The organism is Anaeromyxobacter diazotrophicus (assembly GCF_013340205.1).
GTDB lineage: Bacteria > Myxococcota > Myxococcia > Myxococcales > Anaeromyxobacteraceae > Anaeromyxobacter_A > Anaeromyxobacter_A diazotrophicus.
This window is the reverse complement of record NZ_BJTG01000001.1, coordinates 528331-540178: the sequence shown is the minus strand read 5'-3', so window position 1 is coordinate 540178 and position 11848 is coordinate 528331. Positions and strand designations below refer to the sequence as shown.

Annotated in this window: 10 protein-coding genes; 3 read left to right on the top strand and 7 right to left on the bottom strand. The window is 73.8% G+C overall.

Annotated features, from left to right (window positions below):
• The first annotated feature begins 144 nt into the window (after nucleotides 1-144).
• Nucleotides 145-1344, top strand: coding sequence for a PAS domain-containing sensor histidine kinase (locus HWY08_RS02380; RefSeq protein ID WP_176062510.1), 1200 nt, complete (start codon nucleotides 145-147; stop codon nucleotides 1342-1344).
• Nucleotides 1345-1479: 135 nt separating this feature from the next.
• Nucleotides 1480-3336, top strand: a complete 1857-nt coding sequence (locus tag HWY08_RS02375) for a carbon starvation CstA family protein (protein WP_176062508.1) — start codon at nucleotides 1480-1482, stop codon at nucleotides 3334-3336.
• A gap of 77 nt (nucleotides 3337-3413) precedes the next feature.
• Here the strand turns inward: HWY08_RS02375 and HWY08_RS02370 are convergent, their stop codons facing one another.
• From HWY08_RS02370 to HWY08_RS02345, 6 genes are all read right to left on the bottom strand, one after another.
• Nucleotides 3414-3677 carry a hypothetical protein gene (locus HWY08_RS02370; protein WP_176062507.1) on the bottom strand — a complete coding sequence of 88 codons (264 nt, stop codon included), beginning with the start codon at nucleotides 3675-3677 and terminating at the stop codon, nucleotides 3414-3416.
• Between the two features lie 109 nt (nucleotides 3678-3786).
• A complete protein-coding gene (locus HWY08_RS02365; protein ID WP_176062506.1) occupies nucleotides 3787-5967 on the bottom strand; it encodes a bifunctional alpha,alpha-trehalose-phosphate synthase (UDP-forming)/trehalose-phosphatase in 2181 nt (726 codons plus the stop codon).
• A gap of 9 nt (nucleotides 5968-5976) precedes the next feature.
• On the bottom strand, nucleotides 5977-6690 hold the full coding sequence (locus HWY08_RS02360) for a radical SAM protein (RefSeq protein WP_176062505.1): 714 nt from the start codon (nucleotides 6688-6690) through the stop codon (nucleotides 5977-5979).
• Between the two features lie 139 nt (nucleotides 6691-6829).
• Nucleotides 6830-8308, bottom strand: coding sequence for a potassium/proton antiporter (locus HWY08_RS02355; RefSeq protein ID WP_176062504.1), 1479 nt, complete (start codon nucleotides 8306-8308; stop codon nucleotides 6830-6832).
• Nucleotides 8309-8323: 15 nt separating this feature from the next.
• The gene (locus tag HWY08_RS02350; RefSeq protein WP_176062503.1) at nucleotides 8324-9130 is read right to left on the bottom strand and encodes a phosphatase PAP2 family protein; all 807 of its coding nucleotides are present in this window, start codon (nucleotides 9128-9130) and stop codon (nucleotides 8324-8326) included.
• Between the two features lie 82 nt (nucleotides 9131-9212).
• On the bottom strand, nucleotides 9213-10580 hold the full coding sequence (locus tag HWY08_RS02345; RefSeq protein ID WP_176062502.1) for a sodium-dependent transporter: 1368 nt from the start codon (nucleotides 10578-10580) through the stop codon (nucleotides 9213-9215).
• Nucleotides 10581-10753: 173 nt separating this feature from the next.
• Between HWY08_RS02345 and HWY08_RS02340 the strand changes: the two genes are divergently transcribed.
• The gene (locus HWY08_RS02340) at nucleotides 10754-11527 is read left to right on the top strand and encodes an OmpA family protein (protein ID WP_176062501.1); all 774 of its coding nucleotides are present in this window, start codon (nucleotides 10754-10756) and stop codon (nucleotides 11525-11527) included.
• 42 nt (nucleotides 11528-11569) lie between these two features.
• Here the strand turns inward: HWY08_RS02340 and HWY08_RS02335 are convergent, their stop codons facing one another.
• The gene (locus HWY08_RS02335) at nucleotides 11570-11761 is read right to left on the bottom strand and encodes an FmdB family zinc ribbon protein (RefSeq protein WP_176062500.1); all 192 of its coding nucleotides are present in this window, start codon (nucleotides 11759-11761) and stop codon (nucleotides 11570-11572) included.
• Nucleotides 11762-11848: the final 87 nt, after the last annotated feature.

Sequence of the window (11848 nt, the reverse complement as noted above, 5' to 3'; positions counted from 1 at the left end):
TGTGAGCCCATCGCCTCTTGGGTGCGGCGGCGGGGCGGCGAATGAGCGCTGCCAGGGATCGTGCCTTGTCGCCGCGCAGAGGCCGCCCTAGCCTTTTGGGGGCGCTGCCGAGGCTGCGCGCACGCCGTCCAGGCGGAGTTCAACGTGACCGAAGCGGGCAAAGAGCGGGCCGCGAAGGCCGAGCCCCGGGGAGACCGGGACGGAGCCGCCCAGCGCCAGCGCCTCCGGGAGGGCGCCCTGCAGCTCTTCGTGGAGTCGGTGCGCGACTACGCCCTCTTCATGCTCGACCCCGGCGGACGCATCGCGACCTGGAACGCGGGCGCGGAGCGGATGAAAGGCTGGCGGGCGGAGGAGATCGTCGGGCAGCACTTCTCCGCGTTCTACCCGGCCGAGGAGATCGCGCGCGGGAAGCCGGAGCACGAGCTCGAGGTCGCCGCGCGCGAGGGCAGGTTCGAGGACGAGGGCTGGCGGCTGCGCAAGGACGGCTCGCGGTTCTGGGCCAACGTGGTCATCACCGCCGTCCGCACGCGGGAGGGCGAGCTCATCGGGTTCGGCAAGGTGACCCGCGATCTCACCCAGCGCAAGCGGGCGGAGGAGGACCGCCTCGCCATGGTGGCGCAGGAGGAGGGGCTGCGGGCGCGCGAGGAGCTGCTGGTCGTGGCGGCGCACGAGCTGCGGACGCCCATCGCGGCGCTGCAGCTGCACGCCGACCTGGTGCGGAGGACGGCCGAGCGCGAGGGCGTGACGAACGACCGCCTGGTCGATCGCCTGGCCCGCCTCCAGCACTCGGCGACCCGGCTCTCGCGCCTGGTGGACGCGGTGCTCCGGGTCGCGACGCTGGAGCCCGGCCGGATCGAGCTCGCGCGGCAGCGCCTGGACCTGCGCGCGCTCGTCGAGCGCGTCGTCGAGGAGCACCGCGCCGAGATCGCCACCGCCGGGTGCGCGGTGCGGCTCGAGCCGGGGCCGCCGGCGGTGGTGAGCGGGGACCGCCACCTGCTCCAGGTGCTGCTCGAGAACCTGCTCGCGAACGCCCTCAAGTACGGCGACCGCCAGCCGATCCAGCTGCGCGTCGCCGCCCGCGGCGGACGGGCCGCGGTCTCCATCACGGATCGCGGGATCGGCATCGCCGCGGAGCGGTTGCCGGCGCTCTTCGACCGGTTCAGCCGCGCGGCCGCCCCACGGCACTACGGCGGGCTGGGGCTGGGCCTGTGGACGGTCCGGGCGATCGCCGAGGCGCACGGGGGCTCGGTGCGCGTGGCGAGCGAGGCCGGCCACGGCGCGACCTTCGAGGTGGAGCTCCCGGCGGAGGTCGGCGCGGAGGCGCACGCCGGCGCCAGCCCCTGACCTTCGTCGCGGTGCGTCAGCGCAAATAGGCGACGCCGCTTCGAGCTTCCGATATCCTCCGCGCCCAAAGCGGTATCGGCGCGCGAAGCGTCTCGGCCGTGGGGCGCGCGCCGCCTTTTCTCGCAGGGAGGACGCATGAACACGTTCCCGGTCATGCTGGCGACGCTGCTCGTCTTCGCCGTCGGCTACCGCTACTACAGCGCCTTCATCTCGGCGAAGGCGCTCGCGCTCGACGATCTCCGCTCCACCCCGGCGCACGTCTACGCCGACGGCCACAACTACGTGGCCTCTCCGAAGTGGGTGCTCTTCGGCCACCACTTCGCCGCCATCGCCGGCGCCGGACCGCTGGTCGGCCCCACCCTGGCCGCGCAGTTCGGCTTCGCGCCCGGGTTCCTGTGGATCCTCTTCGGCGCCGTCCTCTGCGGCTGCGTCCACGACTTCGTGGTCCTCGTCGCCTCGGTCCGGCACAAGGGCAAGTCGCTCGCCGACGTGGCGCGCACCGAGGTCGGCCCGTTCGCCGGGCTCGTCGCCACCTTCGCCGTGCTGCTCATCCTGCTCGTGACCCTGGCGGGCCTGGGCGTGGTGGTGGTGAACGCGCTGGCGCACAGCCCGTGGGGCATCTTCACCATCGGCTGCACCATCCCCATCGCCATCGTCATGGGCCTCGCCATGTTCGGGAAGAGCCACGGCGCCGGCGGCAAGGTGAACGTGCTGTGGCCGAGCGTGTTCGGCGTCATCGCGCTCATCGCGGCGGTGGTGGCCGGCCGCTTCGTGGCCCAGACCTCGTGGGCGAGCGCGCTCACCTTCTCCAAGGAGCAGGTGACGGTGGCGATGTGCCTCTACGGCTTCATCGCCTCGGTGCTCCCGGTGTGGTTCCTGCTCGAGCCGCGCGACTACCTCTCCACCTACGTGAAGCTCGGCACCATCTTCGCGCTGGTGGTGGGCGTGTTCGTGGTGCACCCGGACATCAAGTTCCCGCTCGTCACCCAGTTCGTGAACGGCGGCGGCCCCATCATCAAGGGCAAGCTCTTCCCGTTCCTCTTCGTCACCATCGCCTGCGGCGCCATCTCCGGCTTCCACGCGCTGGTGAGCTCGGGCACGACGCCCAAGATGCTCGACAAGGAGAGCGACGCCCGCTTCATCGGCTACGGCGCCATGATGGCCGAGGGCCTGGTGGCGGTGCTGTCGCTCATCGCCGCCTGCTCGCTCTTCCCCGGCGACTACTTCGCGATCAACGTCGCCCCGGCCGCCTACGCCAAGCTCGGCTACACGCCGGTCAACCTCGACATGTTCTCGACCGCGGTCGGGGAGTCGCTCGCCGGACGCACCGGCGGCGCGGTCTCGCTCGCGGTGGGCATGGCCCAGATCTTCGCCGGCGTCCCCGGGATGAAGACGCTCATGGGCTACTGGTACCACTACGTCATCATGTTCGAGGCGCTGTTCATCCTCACCACCATCGACACCGGCACGCGCGTCGCGCGGTACGTGCTGCAGGAGCTGCTCGGCAAGGTGCACAAGCCCTTCGCGAACAGCGCCTGGCTGCCGGGTAACCTGATCGCCACCGGGCTCGTGGTGATGAGCTGGGGCTACCTCATCTACACCGGCAACATCTCGACCCTGTGGCCGCTCTTCGGCACCGGCAACCAGCTGCTCGCCACCATCGCGCTGGCGGTCGGGACCACCTTCCTCGTCAACATGGGCAAGGCCAAATACGCCGCCCTGACCGCCATCCCGATGGTGTTCGTCGGGGTCACCACCCTCACCGCCGGCTGGCTCGCCATCCAGAACATCTTCTGGCCCATGACCGCCAAGCCGGCCACGGCGTTCCAGGGCTACCTCGACTCCACCCTCATGACGATCTTCATGGCCGGGGTGGTGCTGGTGCTCGTCAACGTGGCGCGCCGCTGCTGGCTCACCCTCAACGGTCACCCGCTGCCGCCGGAGGCGTTCGGCAAGCCGGTGCCGGCCGACGTGCCGATCCGCTGCTGCTAGCGTTCGCCTGATGCACGACGGCCGTGGCCCGCCTGTGCCGGGGCCACGGCCGTCTCGCGTTCACGGTGGGCTCGCGCTCAGTGGGGCTGGAGCTCCTGGACCCGCCGCTTCATGCGGAACTGCACGTCCGTCTTCTGCCGGTTGGCCGACTTGCGCGTCGACTTGCGCGAGACGCGTCCACCGCTCGGCTCCAGGGCATAGCCCGCGCTGCGCCCTGCGCGCGCGGAGGCGTTGTGCGGCTCCTCGGCGCGGTGCGCCGCGCTGGCGCTGGCCCGCGGCTGCTTCACGCGCTTCAGACCCGATCGCTCGGCCAGGTAGCGGAACATCTCGGCTCGCGTCATGCGGGACGACCTCCGTGGGTGAGGGGGGAGATCGCGATGCTAGGCCCCCGTCGGCCGCGGCGGGAGCACGCCAAACAGGGCGTGCCGACCAGGGCTCACGCGGTGGCGCTCAGGCGGGCGAGAGCAGGTCCGCCAGCGCGGCGCGCGCCGCGCGCACGTCGGCCACGCGCAGCGCGGCCCGGCTCGGCGCCGGCCCGACGTGGATGGCGAGGCTCCCCTCCGGCAGGGCGGCGAAGAGGTCCTCGTCGGTCCGGTCGTCGCCCATCGCCACGAGGAGCGAGCCGTCCCCGGCGCCGAGGGCGAGCCCCACCGCGCGGCCCTTGTCCACCCCCCGCGGCCGCACCTCCAGCACCCTGTCGCCCGGCAGGATCTCGACCGGCTCCTCGCGCAGCAGCTCCGTGAGGTGGAGGGACAGCTCCTTCGCCTGGGCCGCGCCGTACTCGGGGTCGGCGCTGCGGTAGTGCCAGGCGAGGCCGGCCGTCTTCTCCTCGATGATGGACCCCGGGGTCCGGTCGGTGAAGCCGCGCAGGATGCCGAGGACCGGCGCGCGCCAGCGCGCCTCCGGGATGGGCACCGCCTGCCAGGTGCCGCCCCGCGGTCGCGCCCACAGCCCGTGCTCGGCGTGGAGGCCGAGCGGCAGCGCCCCGAACCACCGCTGCAAGCTCTCCCGCCGGCGCCCGGAGACGAGGTGCACCTGCGTCCCCGGGCGGGCGGCCAGCGCGCGGAGCAGCTCGAGCAGCGCCGGATCGGGCGCGGCCAGGTCGGGGGTGGGCGCGAACGGCACGAGCGTCCCGTCGTAGTCGAGGAGCAGGCCCAGCCGCGGCGCCGCCCGGGCGCGCGCCAGCGCGGCGCGGAGGACGGCCGGAGGGGAGGGCGCGGTCTCGACGCGCCCGCCGGCGGCCTCCACCTGCTCGAGCGCCGCCACGAAGGCGCGGGCCCAGCCGTGCACGTCGTGGCCGAGCACGCGCTCGCGCAGGAGCGCCATGCGCGTCCGCCGCTCGTCCTCGGGCAGCGTGAGCGCGCGGTGGAACACCTCGGCCGTGTGCTCCACGTCGTACGGGTTCACGAGCAGCGCCTCCGCCAGCTCCGCCGCGGCGCCCGCGAACTCCGACAGGACGAGCACGCCGTCGCCGTCCGGCCGCGCCGCGACGAACTCCTTCGCGACCAGGTTCATCCCGTCGCGCAGCGGCGTCACCAGCACCGCGTCGGCCGCCCGGTAGAGCGCCACCAGGTCGGGCGGGGCGAGGCCCCGGTACAGGTAGTGGATGGGCGACCAACCGGGCGTGGCGTACTCGCCGTGGATGCGGCCCACCAGCGCGTCCACCTCGTCGCGCAGCTCGCGGTAGGCCTCGACGTTCTCGCGCGAGGGGACCGCCACCTGGACCAGGCGCACCTTCTTCCGCAGCTCCGGGTGGGCCCGCAGCAGCGCCTCGTAGGCGAGCAGGCGGCGCTGGATCCCCTTCGTGTAGTCCAGCCGGTCGATGCCGAGGAGGATGGGCGTGCCCTCGGCCCGGTGGGCGCGCGCGCGCTCCTCCACCTCCGGCGACCGCGCCAGCGCGTCGAAGTGGGCGGCGTCGATGCCCATGGGGAAGACGCCGAGCCGCACCTCGCGGCCGCGCCAGCGGACGCGGTCCACCTCGGTGGTGGCGCCCACCAGCCGCAGCGCCGAGGAGGCGAAGTGCCGGACGAAGGTCGAGGTGTGGAAGCCGAGGAGGTCGGCCCCCAGGAGCCCCTCCAGGAGGCGCTCCCGCTGCGGCAGGAGCCGGAAGATCTCGGAGGAGGGGAAGGGGATGTGCAGGAAGAACCCGATGCGCGCCCCGGGGAGTCGCTCGCGCAGCATGGCCGGCACCAGCATGAGCTGGTAGTCGTGGATCCAGACGAGGTCCCCCTCGCGCCACTGGTCGGCCACCGCGCCGGCGAAGCGGGCGTTCACGCGCTCGTACACGTCGAACCCGCTCACCTCGGGCGGCAGGCGCGCCGCCGAGTAGTGGAAGAGCGGCCAGAGGATGGCGTTCGAGTACCCCTCGTAGTAGCGCGCGATCTCGTCGGCGGAGAGCGGCACCGGCACGAGCCGGTGCTCGGCGAGGCGCGCGTCCGCCTCGTCCCTGGCGGCGGCCGACAGCCCCTCGAGGTCCCCCGGCCAGCCGATCCACAGCCCGCCGAGGCGCTCGTGCGGCCCCTTCATCCCGGTGGCGAGCCCGCCGGTGCTGAGCTGGATCTCCACCGCGCCGCCGCGGCCCGCCTTCACCGTCACCGGCAGGCGGTTGGACACGATGAGGAGGCGGCCCACCGCCGGAAGCTATGCACGGGCCGGGTCGGCCCGCGCGGCGGCCGGGACCTGCTCGACCAGCTCGAGCAGCTCCAGCACCTGCTCGCGGTACGGGGCCGGGGGCGACACGAAGAGCCGGACCGGGTTCTCGCCGCCGAACAGCCCCTCGCGGTCGAGGACCCCGGCGAGCGCGTCCACCTCGCCGTCGCCCGCCAGCGCGTTCATCCTGACCACGACGGGCATCCCCCCGCGCCGCCGCAGCGACGCGAGGATGTGCGAGAAGCTGCCGGCCCCGCCGGCGAGCGGGCGCTGCCGGTCGTGCACCTCCGCCCGCCCTTCGAGCGTCACCTGCACCAGGCGGACCCCTCGCCGGGCGAGATCTCTGACGGCCTCGCCGGTCCATCCCACCCCGTCCGAGAGGACGAGCGCCTCCAGCGCGCGACCGTGCTCCTCGCAGGCGGCGCCGGCGTCGGCCAGCAACGCCGCGAACGCGTGCGGGGCGGTGAAGACGTCGCCGCCGTAGAAGACGGCGCGCAGCCGCTCGGCCGGCGCGCAGCTCGCGGCGGCGAGGAGGTGGTTGCGCGCGGCGGCGAGCCCGCCGACCTGGGGCGGTCCCGCGCGCCAGCAGACGGCGCACGCGAGGTGGCAGGGGAGCCCGAGGTCGACGAGGCAGGTGGCGATCGCGCGAGGCGCCTCCCCCAGGCCGCCTCTCAGCTCGCCCCTGTAGACCACGTGCGCGTTCATCCGGTGCGCCCCCTCCGGGCAGACTGGAGAATCATGGCGCACCGCGTCTAAAACGGGAAGCGTCCCGGTGCGAGGGACCCCGATCGCCGGGAGCCCGGGGCGCGGCGAGAACGCGCAGCCCCGGCGGCGGGAGGACGCGCTACTCCGTCTCCTCCGCGCCGAAGAGGAGCTGGACCAGCCCCTTCTCGCCGGGCTCGCAGAAGACGTGGACGTGGTCGCCGGGCTGGAGCACGGTCGAGCCCTTCGGGGCCACGATCTGCCGCTCGCGCGCCACGAGCAGCACCCGCGTGCCGGCCGGGAAGGGCAGCTCGGAGACGGCCGAGCCGGCCACGGCGCTCGCCCCCGAGACGTAGAAGGACAGGATCTCCCCGTCGACCGGCACCGCGGAGCTGATCTCGAGGACGGCGCCCGGCGTGGGCGCCCGCTGCTCCTCCAGCCCGATGCGGCGCGCCAGCCACCGCACCGTCCAGCCCGGCACGAGCGCGTTCACCACCACCACGAAGAAGACCACGTCGAAGATCCGCTCGGCGCCCGGCGCCCCCGCCAGCACCGGGAAGACCGCCAGGATGATCGGCACCGCCCCGCGCAGCCCCACCCAGCCGATGTAGAGCGCCTCGCGCGCCGGGAAGCGGAACGGCGCGAGGCAGGCGACCACCACCAGCGGCCGCGCCACGAAGGCGAGGAAGAGCGCGAGCAGCACGCTCTCGAGCGCGATGGGCACGAGCCGCGACGGGAAGACGAGCAGCCCGAGCACGAGGAACATGCCGATCTGCCCCACCCAGGCGAGCGCGTCGTGCACGCGGCGGATGCCGGTCTGGTGGGGCAGGGCGCGCTCGCCGAGCACCGAGCCCGCCACGAACACGGCCAGGAAGCCGCTGCCCCGGAGCAGCGTCGGCAGCGAGAAGGCCGCCAGCGCGATGGCGAGCGTCAGCACCGGGTAGAGCCCGCTCGAGGTGAGGCGCGCCCGCCACAGGAGCATCCGCCCGCCCAGGCCGAGGGCCACGCCCAGGCCGGCGCCGACCACCACCTGCAGCAGCGTCTCGCCCAGGAGCGCCAGGCCCGGCGGCTCGCCCGAGGCGAGCATGCGGGTGAGGGCGAAGGTGAGAATGACCGCCATCGGGTCGTTCAGCCCCGACTCGACCTCCAGCACCTGCGCCACGCGGTGCTTGAGCTGGATCCCGCCGCCGCGCAGCACGGCGAAGACCGACGCCGCGTCGGTCGAGGAGACCACCGCGCCGAACACCAGCGCGTGCGGCCAGGGCAGGCCGACGAGGCGGGCGCCCCCCGCCGCGGCGAGCGCGACCCCGGCCACGCCCACCGTCGCGAGCACCCCGGCCGGCCCGGCGGCGGCGCGCAGGGCGCGGACGGGCGTGTTGAGCCCGCCGTCGAAGAGGATGAGCGCGAGCGCCACCGTCCCGAGCCGGAAGGCGAGGCCGTAGTCGGAGAAGCGGATGCCGCCCAGCCCCTCGGAGCCGGCGGCCATGCCGAGCGCCAGGAACGCCAGCGGGAGCGGCAGCCCGACGCGGATCGAGGTCCGGCTGACGAGCGCGCTCAGCACGAGCAGGATGGCCGCCGCGAGGAGCGCGACTGCGGTGGTGGCGGGCTCGGGGGTGGGCACGGGAGCGGTCGCGCCTCAGTTCCGGAACGCGAGCCCGAGGCCGTGGGGCGCCGGCACCAGCGCGACCGGGGACGCCTCGGCGTGGAGCCACGGGATGAGCACGCCGACGGCCGTCCCGGCCACCGCGCCCACCGCCACGTCGCTCGGGAAGTGGCGCCCCGCCGCGACCCGCTCGACCGCCACGCTCGCCCCCACCGCCCCGGCGACCGTCCAGGGCCACCAGCGCTCGCCGTACCGCAGCCGCAGGGTCATGGCGGACGCGGTCAGGGCCGCGAACACGGTGGAGGTGTGGCCCGAGTAGAACGAGCGGTAGCCGCCCGGGGCGTTCACGAGCGACGGGTCGCTGGCGTAGGTGCGCGGCAGCGGGCGCTGGACGGCGTACTTCGCGATCTCGACCAGCGCACCGTTGACGAGCAGCGTCTCCGCGAAGACCGCCGCGTCCGTGTACAGCGCCTCGCCGGCGCCCACGTCGAGCAGATCGAGGAGCGGCGGGCCGGCCATGGCGAGCACCGCGGTGACGTCGCTCGTCACGTCCGCGGCCGCGTCGTGGTTGCCGACGGCCCCGCGGTCGAAGCTGGGGAGCTCCGAGGGGTCGCAGGGACAGCGCCGGCGGATGATCTCCGAGGCCAGCAGGGACGGGACCGAGATGGCGAGGGCCGAGACGCTCATGACCGCGGCGTCGAGCGCCGGGCGGAGCCGGTAGACCTGGAGCGGCGCGCCGGCCGGACCCGCGCCGCCGTCCGCGGCCGCCGGAGCGGGCGCCGCGCCGGGCAGGTCCATCGGGGCGGTCGCGAGGAGCAGGCCGAGCAGGGGCGCGAGCACCGCGCCATCTTCGCGCACCCGGACCGCGCCGCGGCAGGCGAACGGGGCTGTCCCGGGCGGTCCGCGCGCCGCCCCACCGCGCCTACCCCGGCCCGATCGCGCCCAGGCTCGAGAGCAGGATGAGGAGGATGAGCCCCGGCGCGACGTACCGGACGAAGGCGTAGACGGCGCGCCCGTGCCACGGCACCCCGGCGTACCCCTTGTCGAGCTCCTGCATGAACTCGGTCCGCGAGACGAGCCAGCCGCCGACCACCGCGATGGCGAGGCCGCCCACCGGCAGGAGCACGTTCGAGGAGAGGAAGTCGTACAGGTCGAAGAAGCTCTTCCCGAAGAGCTTCACGCCCGAGAGCACCGGGCTCTGCGAGAGGGTGGCGGTGACGCCGAGCGCGAACATGGCGGCGCCGGTGAGCGCCGCGGCCACCGGGCGCCGGACGTGCCCCTTCTCCACCAGGAAGGCGACCGGCACCTCGATGAGGCTCACCATCGCGCCGATGGTGGCGATGGCGGTGAGCACGAAGAAGACCACCGTGAACAGGCCGCCGAGCGGCATCTTGCTGAAGATGAGCGGGATGGTGGCGAAGAGTAGCCCGGGGCCGCCGGCGGGGGTCCCGCCGAAGGCGAAGACGGCCGGGAAGATGGCGAGGCCGGCGAGGAGCGAGATGGCGGTGTCGGCCAGCGCCACCCGCGCGGCGTTCGGCACGATGCGGACGCGGTCCGGCAGGTAGGAGCCGTAGGTGGTCATGGTCCCCATGCCGAGCGAGAGCTTGAAGAAGGCGAGCCCCAGCGCCGACAGGAGCACCGCGCCCGAGAGCTTCGACAGGTCGGGGCGGAAGAGGTACGCGACGCCGGCCGTGGAGCCGGGCAGCGTCAGCGCGCGGACGTCGCAGACGAGGAGCAGCGCGAACAGGAGCGGCATGAGCGCCTTGGTGACCTTCTCGATGCCCTGCGACACCCCGGCGGCGATGATGCCGGTGGTGAGGACGAGCACGCCGAGCTGCCACGCGATGGGCTCCACCGTGCCGCTCGCCAGCGCCCCGAACTCCTGCGGCGCGAGCGTCCGGCCGGCCACGGCGGCGGCGGCCGACTTCCACACGTAGGCGAACACCCAGCCGGCGACGTCCGTGTAGAAGGCCATGATGAGGACGGCGGAGGCGAGCCCCGCCCAGCCGATGACCTGCCAGTACGGCTGGTGCGGGACGACCTTGCGGTAGGCGCGGACCGCGTCGAGCCGCATCCGGCGGCCGATGACGTGCTCCACCACCATCACCGGCACCCCCACCAGCGCCACCGCGAGCAGGTAAGTGAGCACGAAGGCGGCGCCTCCGTTCGACCCGGTCAGGTAGGGGAACTTCCAGATGTTCCCGAGGCCGATGGCCGAGCCGACGGTGGCGGTGAAGGCGCCGAGCGTCGAGGCGAAGGTGTCGCGGGTGTCGTTCGGCTGGGGTGCCATGCGTGCTCCTGGGGCGCTGCGCGGGGCTGAAGCCGCCGTAGCCTCCTCGTCCCGGGCGGGGTGTGTCAAAGAAAAACTTGCCGCAGACCGGGGGCTTGGCTGCCGTGCGCTCGACGCCCCGGCGCGGGAGCGGTAAGACGGCGCCGACTCCAACCCATCACGAGGAGGTCTCGATGCGTAGGACCCTGATCGCCGTCTCCCTCGCTGCCCTCGCCGGCTGCGGCGTCTCGAAGGACGAGTTCGCGGCGCAGCAGCGCGACGCCGAGCAGTTCCGCCAGAAGTACCAGGGCGAGTCGGAGAAGACGGCCGCCCTCGAGCAGAAGCTCGGCGGGGTCGAGAAGCAGCTCGCCGACGCGAAGCAGCAGCTCGCGGCCCGGGACGCGAAGATCGCCGAGCTCGAGGCCTCCTCGACCAAGCTGCAGCAGGAGAAGGGCGCGCTCGAGGCGAAGAGCGCCCAGTACGAGCAGCTCACCGCCTCGCTGCAGGGCCAGATCGCGAGCGGGCAGGTGGAGATCTCGGAGCTGCGCGGGAAGATGACCGTGAAGCTCAAGGACAAGGTCCTGTTCGCCTCCGGCTCGACCGCGCTCGGCAAGGAGGGGCGCGGGGCGCTCGACGCGGTGGCGCAGGCGTTCGCGAACCTGAAGGGCAAGAACGTGGTGGTGGCGGGCTACACCGACGACGTCCCGACCGGCAGCAAGTCCGGCTTCAAGGACAACTGGGACCTGTCGGCGGCGCGCGCGGTGACGGTGGTGCGCTACCTGCAGTCGAAGGGGGTCGCGCCGGCCATCCTGGGCGCGATGGGCTTCTCCGAGTACCGGCCGCTGGCCGGCAACGACTCGGTCGAGGGGCGCAGCCAGAACCGGCGGATCGAGATCGCGCTCACCGCCGCGGACGAGCCCGCGCCGGCGCCCGCGCCCGCCGCCGAGCCCGCCGCGGCCGCGCACTAGCCAGGAGCTTTCGGGTCGCCCGACCGGGCGACGCTAGAGGCCTCAGCCGACGGGCCCGCACCCGCCGCCGGCCGAGCTGCCGCCGGACCTGGACTGGGCCGGCTTCGACATCACCCGGGCGACGGTGGCGCTGCTGCACGCCGGGCAGCGCACCTCGCCCTCGTCGGACCTCCGGACCACGAGCTCCTCGAAGACCTCGTGGCACTGCTCGCAGGCGTATTCGTAGATGGGCATGGTGGAGTCGTCGGGGCGGTGCCCGACGCCGGTGGGAGCCGGGGAGGGGCCTTTCGATTCGAGCCCCTCCATCATCCACGGGTGCGA